The organism is Embleya sp. NPDC059237 (genome assembly GCF_042754105.1).
Lineage (GTDB): Bacteria > Actinomycetota > Actinomycetes > Streptomycetales > Streptomycetaceae > Embleya.
Genome location: NZ_JBHZAE010000001.1, coordinates 465,768 through 487,299, shown reverse-complemented (window position 1 = coordinate 487,299; position 21,532 = coordinate 465,768). Strand labels below are relative to the sequence as shown.

Sequence of the window (21,532 nt, the reverse complement as noted above, 5' to 3'; positions counted from 1 at the left end):
CTACGCACAGCGATCATCCGCCACCCGAAATCCGACATTTTCCGCAGTCGGCGCACAATCGGCAACTCCACGTAGCGACTTCGTCGCCACGTTCGACCGGTCGGGTAAAGAATCGGCACCGGTGGCCACTTTCCCGAAATTCAAGGTTTAAAGTCGACGGACCGGCCGACTTCGGGACCTTGGTCCCGATTCACGGGGACGGATCCCGCGCGCCGCGCCGGCGACCACGATGCTGACACCGGGAAGTCGCACATGCCCGTGCTCTTGATGCTCCTGTTCGTGTTTCTCCTCGTCCTGGCACCGCCCTGCCTGCGCGCGCTGCGCCGGGCTCCGCGGACGGCCCCGGTGTTGCCCCTGCACACCGACGACATGACCGACATGCACCGCATGATGGCCGTCGCCTACGAGGAGGAGCGCGCGGTGCTGCATCGCCGGGCGGTCAGCTGGCTGCACTCGCTCGGACGCGGTCCGCTGCGGGTGACCGACGCCCAGGCGGCGGCCGGCAACCGCGGCTGCGACCTGGTCACGCTCGGCGACGGTACGGTGCTCGGCCTGTCCTCGACCGGGGTGGTCATGCACGAGTTGTGCGGCGCGCTCGACCGGTTCACCGAGGTCGCGCTGACCCGGGTGCGCGCCGCGCGCGACGGCTTCGAGCTGACCTTCGACATGGAGTGCGGCCGACAGCTGCACGCCCGCGCCGAACTACTGACCGTCCGCGGCGCCTGCGTCTGACCGATCCGGCGCCACCTCACCGGACGCCACCCGGCCCGGCATCGCCCCGCCCGGCGCCACCCCACCCGGCTCCGCCCCGTCCGGCGCCGAAACCGCGTCCACCCAGCACTCGCGCACCGTGTCCGGCCCGGGTCCGCGCAGCGCCACCGTCGCCGCGTAGCCGACGCCCGGCGTCAGGTCGTACATCCGCACCGCATCCTGCCCACGGTGCGGATGTCCGCCGTCCGGGTGGGTCGATCGCCGCAAGGTCGCCGGGCACCCCCGCCGCCTCCGGCGGATCCGGCCAGTCCAACAATCGGGGCGGCTCGCCCACGCCCGACACCGTCAACCGGCAGCGGACCGACGGTCAGACCGAGCCCGTACACCTTGAGCAGCGCCTCCTTGCGGGTTCACCGGGTGATCGCGTCGGCCGCCCGCAGGCGCGCCGGGAGCCGGTCCCGCGCGGCCGGCTCGGCACTGGACAGCGTGCCCTCGACGGTGGCGATCCGCTCCACGTCCACGCCCACCTCGGCGCCCTCGACCACCGCGAGCACAACCCACTCCCCGGCGTGCGAGATGGCGAAGTCGAGCCCCGGCCGGGCCGTGCACCACCCTCGGCTTGCCCCGGTCGCACCCGCACAGCCGACAGGTCGTGTCGAAGCGCACCTCGCCCGGGGCCACGTCGAGCCGGGCCGGCGCCCGCGCGGTGGCGAACCTGGCCCGGTCGGCCGGGCGGCGATATCGCTCGTACCTGGCCCGCTCGCCCGCGTCGAACCAGGCCCGCACGGCCGCGTCCGGATCCGGCCCGGCCCACCACACGACACACTCGGCGCCAGAGCGCCGGCCCGGCCCCCCTACGCCCCGACCACCGGCCGAGCCCGACCCCGACTGTGCTCCAACAGCCACTCCGCGATCCGCTCCCCCGCGGACAGTCCCATCGCGGCCAACGCCTCCACATGCGGCGCCGACCAGTTGCTGTCGGCCAGTTCGCCATGCCCCGGCCGCACCCCGGCGACCGCGGCCCGCAACAGTTCGATGTCCAAGAGCGAGTCACCGGCCGCGAACACCGCATCGGCGGAGGCCCGTCGAGCCACTTCGCGCACCGCGTCGCCCTTGGTCAGCGCGTCCGGGACGAGGTAGAGCTTGCGTCCCTGGAGCGAGACGCCGTAGCCGCGCGCGTTCGCCCACTCGGTCAGCTCCGGCACGAACTCCGGCGGCAGCGCCGCGCGTTCCACCACCAGGTAGCCGAACAGGTCCTCGGCCACCCGGAGTTTGAGCGTCCACTCGGGTCGGGCGACCACTTCGAGGTGGGCGATCACCTCCGGCAGCGGCGCGGCCTTCGCGGCGAGCGTCTTGCGCACCCCCGCATGCCAGTCCGGGTCGCTCTCGCCGTGCACGAGCAGGTGGCCGCCATTGGCGCAGATCGCGAACTCCGGCGCCCGGCCGGGCAGTACGATCCGCCCGTACTGCTCCCGGGTGCGCGTGGTGGTGGGCACGAACGTGCTGTGCTCGGCGAGCTCGGCCAACAGTGCGCCGGCCCGGCGGGTGACGAAGGACATCGGCGCGCCCTCGTACTCCTCCACGCACACCAGCTCGGGCGTCGGCTCCTCGGGGGCCAACCCCAGCCGCGCGGCGGCCTTCGAGTAGATCAGGGTCCGGTCCAGGTCACTGGCCACCAGCACGTTCACGCGGCGCTCCCGTCCCGGCGAAAGCCCGGTTTGACCAGACCCACGCACGAGTACGGCAGGTCGTCCACGTCGATCACCGGCACCCCGCGCTGGGCGGCGAGCATCCGCACGTGGTCCAGCTCCGCGCCGACCCCCTCGCGGGCCAGGATCTGCCACGGCACCCGGCGCAGCAGCACCCGCGTGGTCTCGCCGACCCCGGGCTTGATCAGGTTGATGTTGTCGATCCCGTACTCGGCGCCGATCCGCTCGACCGCGCGCCATCCGGCCCAGGTCGGCGTGCGGTCGCTCGCGGCGAGCACGCGTTGGTCGCGCGCCACGTCCTCGGCCACCGCGTCGAACCGTTCGGCGACGGCGTCCAGGAACAGCCCGGACACGTCCGCGCCGGCCAACTCGGCGTAGAACTTCGCGCCGTGGAACTCGTCCGGCCCGATCAGGTCGTCGCGCAGCACGGTGCGCGAGACCAGTCCGGACACCGTCGAGTTCAGGCACGCGGACGGGATCAGGAAGTCGTCCCGGGTGCCGTAGGTTCGCACGCACGAGCCCGGGTCGGCGAGCACGGCCAACTCCGGGTCGAACCGCATGCCGGTGGTCGCTGCGGTCACGTCCAGCGCGTCGGACAACTCGCGGGTGATCGCGCCCTTGCCGGTCCAGCCGTCCACGAAGACGATCCGCGACGGGTCGAACTCGCGGCCCAGCCAACGCAGCGCGGTGGTGTCGATGCCGCGTCCGCGCACGATCGACACGGCGAAGTGCGGCAGCGTCAGGCCGTGCGCGCGCCGGGCCCAGCGGCGCATCAGCACGCCCACCGGGGTGCCGGCGCGGGCCAGCGAGACCAGCACCGCGTCCCGGCCGCGCTCGGCGAGGATGGTCTCGGTGACCACGCCGACCGCGTGCGCGATCCGCTCCGCCGAGGCGTCCAGCGCGGCGTGGAACAGTGCCTGGTACTCGGGCGAGGGCTGGTACTCGATGGGCAACGACTCGGCATAGTGCGCGCCCGCGTGCTGGATCGCCTCCTCGCGCTCCTCCAGCGGCGCTTCCAACTCGACCGCGGACAGGTCCTTGAGCAGCCAGGCGACCTCGTCGGCGGCGTAGGAGGAGAACGCGGGACCGTACAGCGGCTCCGGCAGCTTCCCGGTGTCGGGTCCGGCCGCACCGGGCCGATCGTTCACGGACTGGTGGTTCATGACCTGCGCACCTCGGGGGTGAAGGAGGGGACGACGAGCAGACCGACGTGGTCGGTGACCCGGGACAGCGCGTCCAACAGCCCACCGGGCGCGCGCAGTTCGGGGGTGTCGGCGACCGAGTCGACGACGATCAGCACCTCGTCGAAGCGCCGCTCGGGATCGGCGCCGGCCGCGACGTTGTACGCGTAGCGCTCGCCGGGCCCGTCCGCCGGATCGTCGTGGGCGGGGAATTGCAGCCGGGTACGGATCGCATAGCCCGGATCGTCCACGGCCAGCACCGGCGAGCGGGTCGTGGTCGAGTAGCGCACCTCGACTCCGGCCGGCACGTGCTCGGCCAGCGCGCGGGCCAACCGCAGCGGTGTGTACATCAGTTCCTCGAAGCCGAGGACCAGGATCCGCCGGCCCACCACCTGCCCGGCCAGCGCCGCGCCGAGGGCGGGCAGGACCCGCTCCAGGGTGTCCTGGTCGGCCTGGGTGAACCCGTGCCGGCCGCCGTCGGGCAGGTCGGCCGGCCAGTCCAGGTCGAGGGTGCGCACCGTGCCGGGCGGCTCGTCCGCCGGCCCGCCGGCCTCGTGCGCGGCGACCAGCGCGGTGCCGCGCGCGAGCACGTCCTCGGGCAGGTCGACGGTGCCGGCCGCGAGCGCCACCACGTCCACCCGGGCGCCGAGTTCGGCCGCGAAGACCTCGAACTCGGCCCGGTCGGCGGGACCGCGCACGTCGATCAGCGCGGCGATCACGTAGTGCGCCCGAGGCGCGACCGCGTGCAGTGCCCGGATCGTGTTGGACACCGTGCGCCCGGTGGACAGTTCGTCGTCCACCAGAACCAACGGCCCACTCCCGGAGAGCAGTTCGCGATCACGCGGCAGGATCAGGTGCGAGGTGGCGTGCGAGTGCTCCTCCTCGAAGGTGCCGAACCGGTCCACCCCGGCCACCGGACGTCGGGTGGAGTGCAGGTAGGCCGCCCCCGGCAGCGCCTCGGCCACGCAGTGCCCCAGGCCCGTGGCGGTCTCCGCGTAGCCGAGCACCACCGGCGTCGGCTCGTCGGCCAGCACGCGCGCCACCCGCAGGCCCAGGTCGCGGCCCGCGTCGTGCACCACCTCGGGCAGTTGCGGGACGTGCTTGCCCAACACGGTGGACACCAGCAGGTGGGCCCGGCGCGGGTTGCGCCGCAGCGCGAGCCCGACCAGCGCGTCGAGCCCGTCCCCGGCGAGCGCCACGTCGAGCCGCTCGGCGACCCAACTCCCCGACCAGGTAGCCGTATCCGTCGACCCGCCCGACTCCGCCGGCCCTCCCGGCCAGGTTTCCATCCGATGTTGCGTCACGCACGAACCCGCTTCCCTCGTTGCCCCGTATCGACCGATCCCGCCGGGACGTCCCGCCCCGGCCGCCGGCTCACTCCATGACCCCCGCCGCGAGCAGGTCCACGAACGTGACGTCCTCGCGGGCCACGCCGAACGCGTGCGCCCGACGCATCACCGCCTGCGCCCACGCGCGGTGCGGCTTCACCTCGTTCATCTTGTTGGTGTAGGCCGACCGCAACACCCCGCCGCCGGCCGCGCTCTCCGCGAGGATGTCGCCTGCGTCGCAGTACTCCTCGTGCGTGACCACCGACATCGCGTGGATCACCGCCACGTGGCTGGGGTGGATCGCGGTCTTGCCGAGCAGGCCGTTGGCCTTGTCCAGTTCGAGTTCGCGGATCAGCCCGTCCAGGTCGGCGGAGATCAGTCGGGTGCGCAGCTCGACCGCCTCCGGATCCTCCGCCTCGGCGAACGGCGTGCGCCGCAGTTGCGGCTTGAACAGCCGCTCGCCCTGCGGGAAGTACTCCCACACCGGCCCACTGATCACGTGTCCGGTGCCGTCGGCCCGACCGAAGACGTTGACGATGTCGCCGATCAGCTGGGCCACCAGGTGCACGTCGTAGGCGGTCAGATCGCGCGAGCGGCGCAGCGCGTAGGCCGACTGGAAGTCGGTGGCCCCGATCCGTACCGCCAGGATGCGCTCGCGGTGCACGGCGATCAGCTCGGCGAGTTCGGCGAGCACGGCCCGCCGGTGCTCGATGTAGGCGATCGACGGCGATTCCAGGACGGGCATCGCGAACAGTCGGCGACCACTCATCGTGATCGCCTCGTCCAGCGCCTTGAGATAGCGCGCGCCGCTGTCCGGCTCGAACTTGGGCAGTACGAATCCGGTCAGCACGCCGAGCGTGTCGCCGAGCCGCTCGGCGAGGTCGGTGATCTGCTCGGGGTGGCGGACCCGGATGAACAGCAGCGGCCCCTCGGCCCCGGAGCCGGCGAACGCGGCCAACTGCTCGACCAGGTTCTGCTCGGCGCCGACCACCTCGCGGTCGTCGATCGAGTCCTCCAGGCACAACACCATCGAGGTCACCCCGCGGGCGGCCTGCTTGGCGATGTCCGTCGCGAGCGTCGCGCGCGTGGCGGGACTGTACAGGGTCGCGCCGAGAGCCGAGGCGAGCACGCCGGCATCGCTGTCCCGGTCGAACGTCTGCGGCTCGCGGTGGAACAGGTGGTCGCGGACCGCATCGTCCAGGTAGCCGAAATGCCGCATCGTGATCTGATCCCCCTCGACCGTCGGTGGTGGTGAAACAGGCGCGTCGGGAAGGGAACCCGTACCCGCCCCGGATGTATCGAAAGGCGCATTACGCGCCGAGCCGGTGAGCCGCCGGCAGGTGCTGCCTACGGTAACCGAAAAGCAAAATCGAAGACGTACGATCCGGTTATAGGACCATGTGTTCACACAATCGTCACGGCCCCGACCCACGTTGAGCCCGACTCCATCGGGACGGCAGGATGGGGACATGACCCAGGTGATGTCCAAGGGAGCGAATACGGCCCTCCCCGCCCGGTCCGTGCGCGTGGTCCTCGAATGGCGGCCGGGAGCCGGTGTCCCGGACATGGACGCCTCGGCCCTGCTGCTCGGCGCGGACGACAAGGTGCGCGGCGACCACGATTTCGTCTTCTACAACCAGCCCAGACACCCTTCCGGCACGGTCGTCCACGAGGGCAAGCACACCGCCCCCGACCGCTGCACCGACGGCGTCCGCGTGGACGTCGCCGCGCTCACCCCGGATGTCCGACACGTGATCGTGGCCGCGTCCGCCGACGGCGGCACGATCGGCGCGGTGCCCGGTCTGGTCCTTCGACTGTACGACGTCGACGGCGGAGGCGAGCTGCTCAACTTCCCGATCACCGGCGCGACCACCGAGACCGCGTTCGTGTTCGGCGAGATCTACCGGCGCGGCGACCAGTGGAAGTTCCGCGCGGTCGGCCAGGGCTACGCGAGCGGTCTCGCCGGTCTGGCCACCGACTACGGGATCAGCGTCGACGACGAACCGGCCCCCGCGAGCGCCCCGCCCGCCCCGGCTCCCGCGCCGCTGCCGCCGGTGCACCAGTCGCCGCCCACCGCACCGGCGCCGCCGCCGGCGCCGGTCTTCGGCAACCCCCCGGCGCCGCAGCCGCAGCCGACCTACCAGGACGCTGCGCCCACCGCCGTGCTGCCGCAGTACGACCGCGGCCCCGTGCCCGCCCCGCCCGCGCGACAGCAGCCGGCGCCGCCCCAGGGCGTGCTGCCCGTGTCGGGCAACGCGCCGTACGGCGGCCCCTTGGTGCCGCCCCCGCCGCGCCACGACGGCCCGACGATCCCGCCGCCGCCGGCCCCGCACACGTTCGGCGGCCCGCCTCCGGGCTACCCGCAGACGCCCTCCGCCGGCGCGCCCGTACCGCCCCCGCCCGGCCCGGGCGGCACCCCGCCGCAGGGCTTCGCGCAGCCTCCCGGCACCCCCTCGCACGGCGTCGCGTTCCAGACCCCGCCGGGCGTGATGCACATGCCCCCGGGCGGCCCGCAGCTCCCGGCTCCCGGTCATTACACGCCCGCACACGGCGCCCCGCAGCCCCCGGGCCCGTACACGCCCTCCCACGGCGCTCCGCAGCCGCCCGGGCAGTACCAACCGGGCATGACCCCGCCGCAGGGCATGGGCATGCCCCCGCAGCCGCACCAGGGCACCCCGCCCCAGGGCCACGGCGGCCCGCCGCAGCTGCGCCGCCTGGACTCGCCGCCGCAGGGCCCGCAATTCCAGGGCTGACCCGCCCCACGCACGGGTGACCCGGTCCTTCGGCGGACCGGGTCACCCGCCGCACCGGATCACCGGTGCCCGCGGCTCACTTGTAGCCGCGCGCCCACAGCAGACCCCACCCGTACTCGCGGTCCAACTCGGCCTGATAGCCGTGCACGTAGCGGACCTCGCGGCGGACCACGATGTCGTCGCCGTGGTTCTCCACCACCGCCACCGCGCAGGTGTGCGCCTCGCGCGCGTGCTCGTCCAATCGCACCTCGATCGGCAGACCCGCGTTCGGGAACAGCGTGACCACGCCGTTGACCTGGTCGAACGCCGGAATGCCCTCGTAGATGTAGACGAAGATGAGCAGTCGGCGCACGTTGCGCGCCTGGTCGATGTTGATGAACAGCGTCTCGCCCGACGCCGACCCGGAGCGGTCGTCGGTGTCCAGGCGCACGTACGGCGGCTGGCTGAACTGCCCGTACAGGTTGCCGAGCGCCTGGACCACGCCCTTGGAGCCGTCGGACATCTCCCACATGCAGCCCAGGTCGAGGTCGATCTTCTGCGGCAGCGGCGGCGACTGCACGGCCAGCGGCCGGAACAGCCCGCCGCTGCGCTGCCGCGGCGGCGCCTGCTCGACCTGGGGGTTCCAGTGCAGGTTGACCCGCAGCGTGCCGGTCGCCGAGCCCGCCTGGGTCAGCGAGACCTCGGGCGTCGAGCGGGTCAGCGCGACCTTGTGCCCGCCGTGGTCCGGCTCGCGTTCGATCAATCCCCGACGCCAGTCGAAAAGCGGCATCAAGCCCTCCCCTGATCCCGAGCCCGCGTACGCGTGGTGGCGGCTTCAGTACACAACATAACCGGGCCGGAAAAAACCGGTACCGCGCCCGACGGATGCTCGGACGCGGTACCGGTCGTGCTCGCGGGACGTGCCGCCGGGTGGTTAGACGACCCCGGCCTTGGTCTTGGCCTCGCCGTTCTGCCCGGGGACGTGCCCGATGCGCTTGTTGCGGACGATCGAGGAGATCAGCGCGACGCCGATGAAGCCCACCCCGACCACACCGGTGATCACTTCGTGGATCTCCCACTTGATCGACGCCAGGAGGATGCCGGCGAGCGCGCCGATCGCGTACATCGCGCCGTGCTCCAGGTACACGTAGTCGTCCAGCGTGCCCTGGCGCACCAGGTAGACGGTGAGCGACCGGATGTACATCGCGCCGATGCCCAGACCCAGCGTGATCATCAGCAGGTCCTGGGTGATGGCGAACGCGCCGACCACACCGTCGAAGGAGAACGACGCGTCCAACACCTCGAGGTAGAGGAACATGAAGAACGCGGCCTTGCCGGCGGCCAGCTGCGCGGTGTTCGGGCCGCTGCGCGCGGCCTGGACCGCCCCGGCGCCCTCTTCCGCGTCCTCGTCCTCGTCCTCCTCGGCGTTGATCTCGCCGAGCGTGCCGTGCGATTCGAAGTAGTCGGAGAGCCCGCCGACGGCCAGGTACGCGATCAGGCCGAGCACGCCCGCCACCATGACCGTGCCCTCCTTGTGCGCGGGTGCGAGCGACTGCGCCACGACCACCAGGGTGACCAGCGCGATCAGGGTGGACAGCACGTCGAAGTTGCCGAGCTTGCCGGTGAACCGTTCCAGCGGGCCGACCCAGTGGTGCTCGCGCTCCTCGTCGAACATGAAGTCGAGGAAGATCATCAGCAGGAACAGCCCACCGAAGGCGGCGATCGCCGGGTGCGCCTCGTCCAGGTGATCGGCGTAGGTCATGCCGTCGATCATCTTGTTCTCGTGGAACGCGAGGTCGACCACATCCGTCGGGCTCATCCCCGCGGTGAGACTCACGATGAGCAGCGGGAAGACGAGACGCATGCCGAAGACGGCGATGAGAATGCCGACCGTCAGGAACATCTTCTGCCAGAAGGCATTCATCTTCTTGAGGATCGTGGCATTTACTACAGCGTTGTCGAAAGACAACGAGATCTCGAGGATCGACAGGATCAGCACGATGCCGAATCCGGTCGCTCCCCAGAAATAGGCGGCGACGGCGAGACCGACCGCCGTCACCGCGAACGACCAGCCGAACGTACGGATTACCACGGATGAGGTCCTTATCTACCTGGGATTGCAATCTCCGGGTGGGTCATCAGGAAGACCGGTCCTCGTCCCCCATCCGAGAGTCCTCGGAAAAGGCGTCAGGGCCGGCCCCACCGGGTGACCGACCCTGACACACCGTCAGCGCGTACTCATTGCACGCTGACGCCGAAGTCGAGTGCGATCCCCCGCAGGCCCGAAGCGTACCCCTGCCCTACCGCGCGGAACTTCCACTCCCCCTGGTAACGGTAAAGTTCTCCAAAGATCATGGCAGTCTCACTTGACGCATCCTCGGTCAGGTCGTAACGCGCCAGCTCGTTGTTGTCCGCCTGATTCACGATCCGAATGTAGGCGTTGCGGACCTGGCCGAAGGTCTGTCCGCGCATCTCCGCGTCGTAGATGGAGACCGGGAAAACCACCTTCTCGACCTGCTCCGGAACGGCCGTCAGGTCGACCAGGATCACCTCGTCGTCACCGTCGCCGTCGCCGGTGAGGTTGTCACCGGTGTGCTCGATCGACCCCTCGGGGCTCTTCAGGTTGTTGTAGAAAACGAAATAGTCGTCGCCGAGCACCTTGCCCGCCCCACCGCACAGCAGCGCACTCGCGTCCAGGTCGAACGAGGCGCCCGTGGTGGCGCGCGCGTCCCAGCCCAGACCCACCAGCACATTGGTGAGATTGGGTGCGGCCTTGCTCAGCGAGACGTTTCCGCCCTTGGCGAGGGTGACCCCCATCGAATCCTCCTGATCGTCGTACATTCGCGTTCAACCTTGCCATGCCCCCGACCCCCCGGGGCCCCCTTTTTGCACAGCTCTGGACGTGCACAGGGGCACATTTCGACAACCCTCGGCGCGGGCCCGACCGGTCCGGGACGACGAACGCCCGCCGACCGCGGTGAGCGGTCGGCGGGCGTCCATCATGTGTGCCCGGGTCAGACGTTGACCCCGAAGTCCTTGGCGATGCCGCGCAGGCCCGAGGCGTAGCCCTGGCCCACCGCGCGGAACTTCCACTCCGCGCCGTTGCGGTACAGCTCGCCGAACACCATCGCGGTCTCGGTCGACGCGTCCTCGGTGAGGTCGTACCGGGCGAGTTCCTTGTTGTCGGCCTGGTTCACGATGCGAATGAACGCGTTGCGGACCTGGCCGAAGCTCTGCTGCCGCGTCTCGGCGTCGTAGATCGAGACCGGGAAGACGATCCGCTCGACATCGGCGGGGACACCCGCGAGGTTGACCTTGATCGCCTCGTCGTCGCCCTCGCCCTCACCGGTGAGGTTGTCGCCGGTGTGCTCGACGGAGCCGTCCGGGCTCTTCAGGTTGTTGAAGAAGACGAAGTGCCCGTCCGACGGCGCCTGGCCGCTTCCGTTGAGCAGGATCGCGCTCGCGTCGAGGTCGAAGTCCGTGCCGGTGGTCGTACGCACGTCCCAACCCAGGCCGACGAGAACGGCGGTCAGGCCGGGAGCCTCCTTCGAGAGCGAGACGTTGCCGCCCTTGCTCAGGCTGACGCCCACGAGTCCTCCAAAAAGTTCATGGAGCAACGGGTGCCCCGGGGTTTTCGCCTACGACGTGACAACGCGCCGATCCTAGTCATGAGTTCCTGACCGGCGGGAGGTCTCGCCGCGGCATGGGTACCCGCCCCGGCCCGAGCTACGCGCGAACCGGCCGGCGAACCTCTCCTCACAGCGCCGCGAGCGCCCTGTGGTACTCCGTCCGGTCCCGCGCGTCGGGCATCGCGTTGACCACGCTCCAGCGGATCACGCCGCCCCGGTCGATCACGAAGCTCGCCCGCAACGCGCACCCCTTGTCCTCGGCGAAGACCCCGTACGCCCGAGCCGCGGCGCCATGCGGCCAGAAGTCCGAGAGCAGCGGAAACCCGTAGCCCTCCGCCTCGGCGAACACCCGCAGCGAGAACGGCGCGTCACAGGAGAGCGCGAGCACCTGCACATCGTCGTTCTGGAAGGCGGACAGCTCGTCGCGCAGCGCACCCAGCTCGGCCGTGCACACGCCGGTGAACGCGAACGGATAAAAAACGAGGAGCACGCTCTTCTCCCCCCGGAAGTCCGCGAGCCGCACGCCCTCACCGTGCTGGTTCCGCAGCTCGAAGTCGGGGGCCTCGCTACCGATCTCCACGGCCATCGTGCGCATCTCCTCGTCCCGGGCAACGTCCGCTTCGCGCCGGCGAGCCTAGCCGGATGGCGCACGCGAGCCGGCATGCGCGGGTGGGGGTCGGCGCACGGGAGCCGGCATGCGCGGGTGGGGGGTCGGCGTTCGGCGGTCGGGGGAGCGGGCAGTATGCGGGCATGTCCTCGATCGAGATCGTCAGCGGCCCGTGGGGCACCGCCTCCATGCCCGCCGAGGCGCAGCGCACGCGGGCCCTGGCCGCCTGGGACGCCTTCCGCGACCTGGCCGGCCGGGTCGACCTCGACGCGCCGTCCCGCCTGCCGGGCTGGGACGGGCGCGCCGTGATCACCCACCTCGCGTCCTGGCCCGAGGCCCCGCTGCTCGCCCGCCTGCTGGCCGAGGCGAGCGGCCGACGGGCCCCGGACGCGGCGCCGATGCACCAGGACGAGGTCAACGCGCGGCTGGTCCCGGCCCACCGCGACGCCGATCGGGAGGAACTGCTCGCCGCGCTCGACGACGGCCGGGCCCGACTGGTCGCCGCGTTCGACGCCACCACCGAGGACCCGTCCCTGGCCCTGGCCCGCACCGGCTCGCAGGTAGGCCCGGTCCCGCTGCTCACCCAGCTCGGCGCGATCGCCTACGAGCTGGCCGTACACGCGCTCGACCTGGCCCCCTGCGGCGCGGGCGAACCGCCCCCGGAACTGCTGGACGCCGGCGTGCTGGCCCTGGCCGACATCACCGGCGCGCTCGCCGCCCGGCACGGCGTCCGGGCCCGCGCCGGCCTGGCCGTGCCCGGAGGCGGCTGGGGCTTCGCCGCCCCCGGCGCAGCCGGCACCGGATGGGAGGTCTTCCCGCTCCCGCCCGGCCGGCCGAACCTGCCCGCCGTCGAGGCCAGCGCCGCCGCCCTGCTCCTGGACGCCTCCGCCGGCCGCCGCGCGGTCCCCACCCTCCTGGCCCGCCGGGACCTGAAACCACACAACCTCCCGGGCCTGCTGTCCCTGGCCCCCCTGCTCGACCACGTCCCGGGCCTGCCCGGCGGCCCGGCCCTGCGCCTGACCGCCGCCGCGCTCGGCGGCGTCGGCCGCATGACGGCCCTGCTCCCCACCCTCACCCGAACCCGCCCCTGACCCGAAAGCGCCGGGACGACCCCGAACAGCCGAGACCCCGGTGCGGTGACCTTTGTCACCGCACCGGGGTCTCTTCGTCTGCTTACCGCAGTGGCGTCGAGTCACTTCTTGCCGCTGCGCACCGCCTTGGGCGACACCAGACGGGTCGCCGACCAGTCCTTGACGGCGCCGAAGCTCGTCGTGCGGGCCAATCCCGCCGTCGGCGCGGCTTCACCGATGTCCGAGGGTTCTACATATCCGTCCCGGCCGGTCTTCGGGGTCAGCAGCCAGATATGGCCGCCATCCGTGAGCGTGGCGAGGGCATCCACGAGGGTGTCGACGAGATCGCCGTCGTCCTCCCGGAACCACAGCAGGACGACGTCGGCAACGTCATCCTCGTAGTCCTCATCGACGAGTTCGTTTCCGGTGAGTTCCGCGATCTCCTCGCGCAGCTCCTCGTCCACGTCGTCGTCGTAACCGAGCTCCTGGACCACCTGTCCGGGCTGGAACCCAAGTCGAACGGCCGAGTTGGCCCGCTCTTCCGCGTGGTCCGCGGTCGCGCTCACGAATCAACCTCCCTTGTCCGGCCCCACAACGCTTCGGGGCTCACGCGCGTAAGTCCACACGCGCCAGGCTGTTCGCGCAAGTACCCAGGTCACGTACTCGCGCAAACGCCACACCCATGTAGTGCGGAAGCTACCCCCGCCGGGCATGGATCACGCAACGTATTCGAGGGTCCAGCCTGACAGACGAAAGCTCACCAGGTGCGCCGGGGCCGTCCCGCGGCCGGATCCGCGCCCCCGACCCGCTCGATCACCGCGTCGGCGCCGGGGATCACCAGACCGGTGTGCCCGTCCTCGAACCGCACCACGTACGGCGGCCCGCCGTCCGGGCCCCTGACCTCGATGATCTCCCCGAACCGATCGCCGCGGCCGACCGTCTTCCCGTGCACGTGGAGCCGGTCGCCAATTCGTGCCTGCATCAGCCCTGACCTCCCTGTCGAACGGGTGCGAAACCACTCACACCCTCCCAGGGAACTACGCCAGTGCGCTGTGCGTAAGACAGTCGGCGTAAGGTCTTGGAGGTTCACGGTTGCATCACCCCGCAATCGCGAACCGCCGCGTGGAGCGTCCGGTGACAGCCGGACGATCAGGGCAGCTCCGCTCCTGTCGCGGTAACCGAACACGGATCGGGCTCGGTACATGATCGGTGGATGAGACGCAGGCGGGCACCCCGCCGGTCCATTACCGGTCGGTAGAGATGACGGATCCGACGTCCGGGTACCACGATGGGGACGGCGCGACACCGCTCAGGGTGGTCGACCCCGCTCTCGCGGGGAGGGTCCCCATCTACCGATAAGGCGAAGGAACAGCGTGGCTTCCGGACGAGAGCGCTTCTCGATCATCAGCGACGGCCTCCCGAGCCAGCTCCCCGACATCGATCCGAACGAGACCGGGGAATGGCTGGAGTCGCTGGACGCAGTCATCAACGAGCAGGGCCGCCAGCGAGCCCGATACATCATGCTCAAGCTGCTCGAACGGGCCCGTGAACGTCAGGTCGGCGTGCCGGGCCTGCGGAGCACGGACTACATCAACACGATTGCCCCGGAGAGCGAGCCCTGGTTCCCCGGCGACGAGAACATCGAACGGCGCATCCGTGCGTTCGTCCGGTGGAACGCCGCGATCATGGTGTCGCGGGCCAACCGCCCCGGCCTGGGCGTCGGTGGTCACATCGCCACCTACGCGTCCTCGGCGAGCCTGTACGAGGTGGGCTTCAACCACTTCTTCCGCGGCAAGGACCACGGGGAGTCGGGCGACCAGATCTACTTCCAGGGACACGCGTCGCCGGGCATCTACGCACGTGCCTTCCTGGAAGGACGTCTGAGCGAGGCCCAGCTCGACGGCTTCCGGCAGGAGAAGTCGGCCGCGCCGAACGGGCTGCCCAGCTACCCGCACCCGCGGATGATGCCGGAGTTCTGGGAGTTCCCGACCGTCTCGATGGGCCTCGGCCCGCTCGGGGCGATCTACCAGGCCCGGTTCAACCGCTACCTGCACAACCGCAACATCAAGGACACCTCGCGCAGCCACGTCTGGGCCTTCCTCGGCGACGGCGAGATGGACGAGCCGGAGTCGCTCGGCAACATCGGCCTGGCCGCGCGCGAGGAGCTGGACAACCTCACCTTCGTGATCAACTGCAACCTGCAGCGACTCGACGGTCCGGTACGCGGCAACGGCAAGATCATCCAGGAGCTGGAGTCGTACTTCCGCGGCGCCGGCTGGAACGTGATCAAGGTCGTCTGGGGCCGCGACTGGGATCCGCTGCTGGCCCAGGACACCGACGGCGCGCTCGTGAACAAGATGAACACGACGCCCGACGGCCAGTTCCAGACCTACGCGGTGGAGTCCGGCGCCTACGTGCGCGAGCACTTCTTCGGCGACGACGCGCGGCTGCGCCGCATGGTGCAGGACCTGAGCGACGAGGACATCCAAAAGCTCGGTCGCGGCGGGCACGACTACCGCAAGGTCTACGCGGCCTTCAAGTCGGCACGTGAGCACGTCGGCCAGCCGACCGTGATCCTGGCGCAGACGGTGAAGGGGTGGACGCTCGGCCCGAACTTCGAGTCGCGCAACGCCACGCACCAGATGAAGAAGCTCACCAAGTCGGACCTGAAGGCGTTCCGCGACCGGCTCTACCTGCCGATCTCGGACGAGCAGCTCGAAGCCGACCTCCCCCCGTACTTCCACCCCGGTGAGAAGTCCGAGGAGATGGAGTACATGCGCGAGCGGCGCGCCGCGCTCGGTGGCTCGCTGCCGCAGCGGCTCGACCGGTCCAAGGCGCTCAAGCTGCCCGGCGACCCGGTCTACAGCGTGCTGAAGAAGGGCTCGAAGCAGCCGGTCGCCACGACGCAGGCGTTCGTACGCCTGCTCAAGGACCTGATGCGCGACCCGGAGATCGGCAAGCGCTTCGTGCCGATCGCGCCGGACGAGTACCGCACCTTCGGCATGGACGCGATGTTCCCGACCGCGAAGGTCTACAACCCGCACGGGCAGACCTACGACTCGGTCGACCGGGAACTGCTGCTGTCGTACAAGGAGTCGGCGCAGGGCCAGATGTTGCACGACGGCATCTCCGAGGCCGGTTGTGTGGCGTCGCTGATCGCCGCGGGCTCGACGTACTCGACGCACGGCGAGCAGATGATCCCCGTGTACGTCTTCTACTCGATGTTCGGGTTCCAGCGCACCGGCGACCAGTTCTGGCAGATGGCCGACCAGCTCAGCCGCGGCTTCGTGCTCGGCGCCACCGCCGGTCGCACCACGCTGACCGGCGAGGGCACCCAGCACGCGGACGGGCACTCGCAGCTGCTGGCCTCGACCAACCCGGCCTGTGTGGCGTACGACCCGGCCTTCTCGTACGAGATCGCGCACATCGTCAAGGACGGTCTGCGGCGGATGTACGGCGAGAACGCCGAGGACGTCTTCTACTACATGACGGTCTACAACGAGCCCATCGCGCAGCCGGCGGAGCCCGCGAACGTCGACGTGGACGGCATCCTCAAGGGCCTGTACCTCTACCAGGACGGCCCCGCCAAGGAGGGCGCGCTGCGTGCCCAGATCCTCGCCTCCGGTGTCGGCATGCCGTGGGCGCTGGAGGCGCAGAAGCTGCTCGCCCAGGACTGGAACGTGGTCGCCGACGTCTGGTCGGTCACGTCCTGGAACGAGCTGCGGCGCGACGCGGTCGCGGCGGAGGAGCACAACCTGCTCCACCCCGAGGCCGAGCCGCACATCCCGTACGTGACCCGCGTACTCGACGGCCGGCCCGGCCCGGTGGTGGCGGTCAGCGACTGGATGCGGGCCGTCCCGGACCAGATCTCGCGCTGGGTCCCGGCCGACTTCGCGTCGCTGGGCACCGACGGTTTCGGCTTCGCCGACACCCGCGGCGCGGCCCGGCGCTTCTTCCACGTGGACACCGAGTCCGTCGTGGTGGGCGTGCTGTCGGAGCTGTCCCGCCGGGGCGAGATCGACCCGGGCGTGGTGGCCAAGGCCATCGCGCAGTACCAGCTCCTGGACGTCAAGGCGGCCGGAGTGGGCACGGTCGGCGGCGACGCCTGACCCGCCGGTGACCTGCCGATAGTCCGGCCGAGGCCCCGATCCGTGCGCGGATCGGGGCCTCGGCCGTTATTTCCCGCTCCTTCGGGATCACCCCGGTCTAGACTTTCCGGGCCGGCCGCGGGACTTCGGTTTGCGACTTTCGGAATCGCCTCTTAAGCGTCACTTCGCTGTTCGCTCCTCCATTCCCCGGCCGGCATCCACTTTTCGTCGGGCCGAGGGGATGCGTGGTGGACCGCCGGGACCTGGTCGCGTGCGAGGACGTGGTGATGTTCGTCAACGCGGCGGTGACCTCCACCGGGCAGCGCGAGTTCCGTGACGACGCGACCGCACAGCGGTTGTCGGTGGAGTTCCTGCACGAATACATCCTGGGCAACTACCGCGAGCTCTACGCCGCGTCCCTGGCCCTGGACATCAACGACTTCAACGCCGCGCTGATCGTCCGCAACCTGCTGGTGAGCAGCCGCGACCTGACCCCCGAGGTGCGCCGCCGCGAGGGCGAACTGATCGCCCGCCGGCTGGAACTGATGGCCCCTCAGCGGGTCTGGCGGCTGTTTCGCGAGCTGGCCCGACGCGGCGTCAACAACCGGCGCACCCGGGCGATCATGCGCGACTGGACCGCGCAGCGCCGCGATCCGGTCTTCGACGCGGTGAAGTACCGCACCGGGGTGAAGGCGACGATGCGGCACGCGCATCTGGAAGTGCCCGCCGAGACCGGGACGTTCCTGTTCAGCTCGCCCCGGAAGGTGTCGGTGTTCGGCACGCCGCTGTTCGAGACGTGGCGACAGGCGCACTACGCGCAGCGCGCGCTCTACGACCTGCCGTACAGCGTGGCCGAGGGGCTGGCCTCGATGCACGGCATCAAGCGGGCCACCTTCCTGGAGAAGATCGCCCCGCAGTTGACCCGCCTGGAGCGCCTGCGCCTGCAGGACGCGGCCGAGCGGACCGGGGTGGCGGCGGTCCGGGCCGATCTCACCACGATGCCGCTGACCCGGCTCGCGTCGTACGTACTGTCCTTGTCGCAGGCCGAACGGGCGGCCCGGCACGACGAGTTGCGGCACGCGATGACCGTCTCCGCACGCCGCGTGGCAGGCCCCGCGGCGGGCACCTGGGGGCGGGTGGTCGCGGTGCTCGACGACAGTTTCTCGTCGTTCGGTTCGACCGCGAAGCGGCAGCGTCCGCTGGCCGTGGCGCTCGCGTGTCGGTTCCTGCTCAAGGCGCTGGCCGGGGAGTTCACCGGGTTGTGGACCTCGGGCACGCACGATCCGCTGCTGGTACGGCCGAGCGGGCCGACGCCGCTGGGCGAGCGCGTGATCGACGCGCTGGAACTGGCCCCGGACCGGCTGATCGTGGTCTCGGACGGCTGGGACAACAGCCCGCCGGGGCTGGCCGCCGAGGTGTTGCGGGTGTGGCGCGAGCGGTTGGATCCGACGGGGGCGACCGCGGTGGTGCATCTGAACCCGGTGTACGACGCGGAGGGCTTCGACGTGAAGCGGTTGTCGGCGAGCGTGCCGACGGTGGGGGTGCGCGACGCCGAGGACGTGCCGGCGCTGGTGGAGTTGGCCCGGTTCGCCGAGGGGCGGGCCGGGTTCACCGAGCTGCGCCGCTACCTGGCGGATCGTCAGGACCGGTTCCGGTCCCGGAAGGCGGCGGCGTGAACGGCGGCTTCGCGGCCACCGGGCTGATCGCCCGGCCCGCGCAGGTGTGGGGCGCGGTGCGACTGGTGCCGCTGGTGCGCGAGGAGCCGCTGGTCGGCCTGCGGCTGGACCGGCGGGTCTACAAGGTCGGTGATCCCTCGATCGTGGAGGTCGGCGACGGCACCTACTACCACTCCTTCATTCCGCACGCCTTCGTCGCGTCGTGGGATCCCGACGGGGATCGAACGGCGGCGTTCGGTACTCAGCTCCAGGAGCGCCCGGTCACGCCGCGCAACGCGCGGATGAAGATGCCGGGCCGGCGCGCGCTGCGCCGGATGGCCCGCGGCGTGAACAACGATCGGCTGCGTTTCCTGCCGATGCACCTGGCCATGGAGGGGTATCTCGCGCTGCACTTCGGCGGGCCCTCGATCGTGTGGGAGGAGTGGACCGATCGGGCCGTCCGCGAGGGTTTGTCGCCGCGGATGGAGGAGGCGTATTGCGGATACGCGGTGCGCGGTCTGGCCGACGCGCTCAAGGTGTTCGAGATCCATCGGGACCAGTGCGGGGTCGCGCTCTACGTCGCGGACACGCTCGCGAGCGTGTTCGTGGTGCCGCATCCGTCCGACTACCGGGCCCTGCACGCGACGCTGCTCGAAGACCTGTACGGCGAGGTGCTGTTCCACTACGCGAACTACGTCGAAGCGGTGCCGGACTTCCTGGTGGAGATCGAGGCCGCGCGGGTGTCCTCGCTCGCCGACCTGCGCCGGGCGGCGGCGGGGCAGGCCGGGGCCTGGGAGCGGTTCCACCAGCTGATGTTGTCCGGCCTCACCGGCGAGGGCGCCTACACGAGCGAGTCGGTGTACCGGCTGGGGCCGTTCGAGCTGTCCCGCTTCCTGCCCTCGTTTCGGCTCGACGAGGAGAACCACATCGGCGAGCGGATCGTGCACCGGGACGGGCGGCTCGCCTACTGCAAGACGTTTCGGCTGTCCGCGGCGCAGGTCCGTCGGGGCCACCTGCTCTCCACGCTGCACGCGCACGACTGGGCCCTGGACGCGGCGGCGACCGCCCTGCACACCACGCCGTCGGCGCTGGCCCGGCGAATCCGCGAGTCCGGATTCGAGGGCCTGCTGCGGCAGCACGTGGTGGAGCGCCTGGAGCGTGAGGGCCGCCGCTGAGGCCGCCCCGTGCGGGGCGGCCTCGGGGACGGCTCAGTCGCGGTCGTTGAAGGTGCCCGTCATGTCCGGGTAGCGCCCACCGGTGACCTGTCCGGCGATCGGTTCGAGCGCGGCCAGTTCGGCGTCGGTCAAAACCAGGTCGACCGCCGCCACGTTCTCCTCCAGGCGGTGCCGCTTGGTGGTCCCGGGGATCGGCACCACCGACAGACCCCAGGCCCGGGTGCGCGACTGCACCCAGGCGAGCGCGACCTGCGCGGGGGTGACGCCGTGTGCCTCGGCGATGGTCCGCAGCGGCGCCAGGATCGCCGCGTTCGCCGCGGCGTTGTCGCCGGTGAAGCGCGGCTGGAACCGGCGGAAGTCGCCCTCGGGCAGCGTCTCGGCGCTGGCCCAGGCGCCGGTGAGGAAGCCCCGGCCGAGCGGCGAGTAGGCCACCAGGGCGGCGCCGACCTCACGCACGGCGGGCACCACGCTCTCCTCGATGTCGCGGGTGAACAGGCTCCACTCCGACTGCACGGCGGCGATCGGGTGCACGGCCGCCGCCGCGTGCAGTTCCTTCGCGGTCACCTCGGACAGGCCCAGGTGCCGGACCTTGCCCTCGCGCACCAGTTCCGCCATCGCGCCGACCGTCTCCTCGATCGGCACCCGGACGTCGCGGCGGTGCATGTAGTACAGGTCGATCACATCGGTGCGCAGCCGGCGCAGGCTGGCCTCGGCGGCCTGCTTGACGTAGGCCGCGTCGCCGCGGATCTCCCGCGCGCCGTCGGCGGTGTAGCTGATCGCGAACTTGGTGGCCAGGGTGACCCGGGCACGCCGGTCGCCCTCCGCCAGGAAGGCCCCGAGCAGTTCCTCGTTGGTGTGCGGGCCGTAGACGTCGGAGGTGTCGAACAGGTCGACCCCCAGGTCGAGGGCCCGCTCCAGGGTGGCCACCGACTCGTCGTGCTCGGCGCCCGCGTAGAAGGCGCTCATGCCCATGCAGCCAAGGCCCTGAGGGAAGATCTCCGGTCCGTGCTCACCCAGCTTGAGAGTGCTCATCGTCGTTGCTCGCCTCCGCGTCCGCGTACATCTCGATCTTGTGGTCGATGACGAGCAGGCAACTCTGGAGATCGCTGATGCGGTTGCGGACCTCCTCGCGGTGCTCCGCCAACAGCTCTCGGCGCGCGCGCCGGGTGTGATCGCCCTGGCGGACCAGCTCCGCGTACCGGAGCATGTCCGCCACCGGCATCCCGGTCAGGCGCATCTTGCCGACGAACTCCAGCCAGTCGAGATCGTGGTCGCTGTAGCGACGACGACTCCCCTGCCCGTTACCGTCCCCTCCCGTCCGGGGGCGCTGGCGGCTGACATGCCGCATCAGGCCGATCCGCTCGTACCAGCGCAGCGTGTGCGCGGTCAGACCGGTGCGTTCGGCCACCTCGCCGATCGAGTACTTGCCGACCTCGTAGTCCGCGGACGGCCGGGTCTGCTGTACCGACATCGAGAAGCCTCCGGTGGGAGGCCCGCCCCGGTGGGACGGGCATGACGGGAACGCTACGGAGTTCGAGCGCACTCCAAGCAAGCACCCGGTCTCACGGGTCGGTCAAGTCGGAAGCGGCGCCGGACCGCGTGGGCGAGGGCGGCAAACCACCCCCAATCACCGAGGGTGAACGAGGG

Annotated in this window: 19 protein-coding genes and 1 pseudogene; 6 read left to right on the top strand and 14 right to left on the bottom strand. The window is 70.9% G+C overall.

Annotated features, from left to right (window positions below):
- Positions 1-252: 252 nt before the first annotated feature.
- Complete coding sequence (locus ACFXKZ_RS02115; RefSeq protein ID WP_379995379.1) at positions 253-732, top strand: hypothetical protein; 480 nt, start codon at positions 253-255, stop codon at positions 730-732.
- Here the strand turns inward: ACFXKZ_RS02115 and ACFXKZ_RS02110 are convergent.
- The 5 genes and pseudogenes from ACFXKZ_RS02110 to ACFXKZ_RS02090 form a co-directional block, all read right to left on the bottom strand.
- The gene (locus tag ACFXKZ_RS02110; protein ID WP_379995377.1) at positions 703-918 is read right to left on the bottom strand and encodes a hypothetical protein; all 216 of its coding nucleotides are present in this window, start codon (positions 916-918) and stop codon (positions 703-705) included. The genes ACFXKZ_RS02115 and ACFXKZ_RS02110 overlap by 30 nt on opposite strands.
- Before the next feature lie 203 nt (positions 919-1,121).
- Entirely contained in the window at positions 1,122-1,265 is a 144-nt protein-coding gene (locus ACFXKZ_RS02105; RefSeq protein WP_379995375.1) for a hypothetical protein, read from the bottom strand.
- 300 nt (positions 1,266-1,565) lie between these two features.
- Positions 1,566-2,399 (bottom strand): HAD family hydrolase, encoded by an 834-nt coding sequence (locus ACFXKZ_RS02100; RefSeq protein ID WP_379995373.1) that lies wholly within the window; start codon positions 2,397-2,399, stop codon positions 1,566-1,568.
- Positions 2,396-4,890 (bottom strand): annotated as a pseudogene (locus tag ACFXKZ_RS02095) (phosphoribosyltransferase). Before ACFXKZ_RS02095 ends, ACFXKZ_RS02100 begins: the two are co-directional and overlap by 4 nt.
- A gap of 85 nt (positions 4,891-4,975) precedes the next feature.
- Positions 4,976-6,148, bottom strand: coding sequence for an HpcH/HpaI aldolase/citrate lyase family protein (locus ACFXKZ_RS02090; RefSeq protein ID WP_379995370.1), 1,173 nt, complete (start codon positions 6,146-6,148; stop codon positions 4,976-4,978).
- 250 nt (positions 6,149-6,398) lie between these two features.
- Between ACFXKZ_RS02090 and ACFXKZ_RS02085 the strand changes: the two genes are divergently transcribed.
- On the top strand, positions 6,399-7,682 hold the full coding sequence (locus tag ACFXKZ_RS02085) for a TerD family protein (RefSeq protein WP_379995368.1): 1,284 nt from the start codon (positions 6,399-6,401) through the stop codon (positions 7,680-7,682).
- Positions 7,683-7,758: 76 nt separating this feature from the next.
- Here the strand turns inward: ACFXKZ_RS02085 and ACFXKZ_RS02080 are convergent, their stop codons facing one another.
- The 5 genes from ACFXKZ_RS02080 to ACFXKZ_RS02060 all read right to left on the bottom strand — a co-directional run bounded on the left by ACFXKZ_RS02080 (position 7,759) and on the right by ACFXKZ_RS02060 (position 11,876).
- Complete coding sequence (locus ACFXKZ_RS02080) at positions 7,759-8,451, bottom strand: Tellurium resistance (RefSeq protein WP_078975205.1); 693 nt, start codon at positions 8,449-8,451, stop codon at positions 7,759-7,761.
- A 144-nt stretch (positions 8,452-8,595) separates the two neighbouring features.
- Positions 8,596-9,753 (bottom strand): DUF475 domain-containing protein, encoded by a 1,158-nt coding sequence (locus ACFXKZ_RS02075; protein WP_379995366.1) that lies wholly within the window; start codon positions 9,751-9,753, stop codon positions 8,596-8,598.
- Between the two features lie 146 nt (positions 9,754-9,899).
- Entirely contained in the window at positions 9,900-10,478 is a 579-nt protein-coding gene (locus ACFXKZ_RS02070; protein WP_126642955.1) for a TerD family protein, read from the bottom strand.
- A gap of 197 nt (positions 10,479-10,675) precedes the next feature.
- Positions 10,676-11,251: a TerD family protein gene (locus tag ACFXKZ_RS02065; protein WP_126642884.1), complete on the bottom strand. Its 576-nt coding sequence runs from the start codon at positions 11,249-11,251 to the stop codon at positions 10,676-10,678.
- A 166-nt stretch (positions 11,252-11,417) separates the two neighbouring features.
- Positions 11,418-11,876 (bottom strand): peroxiredoxin, encoded by a 459-nt coding sequence (locus ACFXKZ_RS02060; protein ID WP_379995364.1) that lies wholly within the window; start codon positions 11,874-11,876, stop codon positions 11,418-11,420.
- 164 nt (positions 11,877-12,040) lie between these two features.
- Here ACFXKZ_RS02060 and ACFXKZ_RS02055 point away from each other — a divergent pair, with 164 nt between their 5' ends.
- On the top strand, positions 12,041-12,988 hold the full coding sequence (locus ACFXKZ_RS02055) for a maleylpyruvate isomerase family mycothiol-dependent enzyme (RefSeq protein WP_379995362.1): 948 nt from the start codon (positions 12,041-12,043) through the stop codon (positions 12,986-12,988).
- A 101-nt stretch (positions 12,989-13,089) separates the two neighbouring features.
- Here ACFXKZ_RS02055 and ACFXKZ_RS02050 read toward each other — a convergent pair whose 3' ends face one another.
- Together ACFXKZ_RS02050 and ACFXKZ_RS02045 are read right to left on the bottom strand one after the other, a co-directional pair.
- On the bottom strand, positions 13,090-13,533 hold the full coding sequence (locus tag ACFXKZ_RS02050; RefSeq protein ID WP_379995360.1) for a DUF3052 domain-containing protein: 444 nt from the start codon (positions 13,531-13,533) through the stop codon (positions 13,090-13,092).
- 191 nt (positions 13,534-13,724) lie between these two features.
- The gene (locus tag ACFXKZ_RS02045; RefSeq protein ID WP_379995357.1) at positions 13,725-13,949 is read right to left on the bottom strand and encodes a DUF1918 domain-containing protein; all 225 of its coding nucleotides are present in this window, start codon (positions 13,947-13,949) and stop codon (positions 13,725-13,727) included.
- Positions 13,950-14,340: 391 nt separating this feature from the next.
- Between ACFXKZ_RS02045 and aceE the strand changes: the two genes are divergently transcribed.
- The 3 genes from aceE (at position 14,341) to ACFXKZ_RS02030 (ending at position 19,885) form a co-directional block, all read left to right on the top strand.
- Positions 14,341-17,076: a pyruvate dehydrogenase (acetyl-transferring), homodimeric type gene (aceE, locus tag ACFXKZ_RS02040; protein ID WP_379995354.1), complete on the top strand. Its 2,736-nt coding sequence runs from the start codon at positions 14,341-14,343 to the stop codon at positions 17,074-17,076.
- A gap of 224 nt (positions 17,077-17,300) precedes the next feature.
- Positions 17,301-18,731: a hypothetical protein gene (locus ACFXKZ_RS02035; RefSeq protein ID WP_379995351.1), complete on the top strand. Its 1,431-nt coding sequence runs from the start codon at positions 17,301-17,303 to the stop codon at positions 18,729-18,731.
- Entirely contained in the window at positions 18,728-19,885 is a 1,158-nt protein-coding gene (locus tag ACFXKZ_RS02030; RefSeq protein WP_379995348.1) for a hypothetical protein, read from the top strand. The genes ACFXKZ_RS02035 and ACFXKZ_RS02030 overlap by 4 nt, the downstream gene beginning before the upstream one ends.
- Before the next feature lie 33 nt (positions 19,886-19,918).
- Here ACFXKZ_RS02030 and ACFXKZ_RS02025 read toward each other — a convergent pair whose 3' ends face one another.
- Both ACFXKZ_RS02025 and ACFXKZ_RS02020 read right to left on the bottom strand, forming a co-directional pair.
- Positions 19,919-20,917, bottom strand: coding sequence for an aldo/keto reductase (locus ACFXKZ_RS02025; RefSeq protein WP_379995345.1), 999 nt, complete (start codon positions 20,915-20,917; stop codon positions 19,919-19,921).
- The gene (locus ACFXKZ_RS02020) at positions 20,895-21,356 is read right to left on the bottom strand and encodes a MerR family transcriptional regulator (protein ID WP_379995343.1); all 462 of its coding nucleotides are present in this window, start codon (positions 21,354-21,356) and stop codon (positions 20,895-20,897) included. The genes ACFXKZ_RS02025 and ACFXKZ_RS02020 overlap by 23 nt, the downstream gene beginning before the upstream one ends.
- Positions 21,357-21,532: the final 176 nt, after the last annotated feature.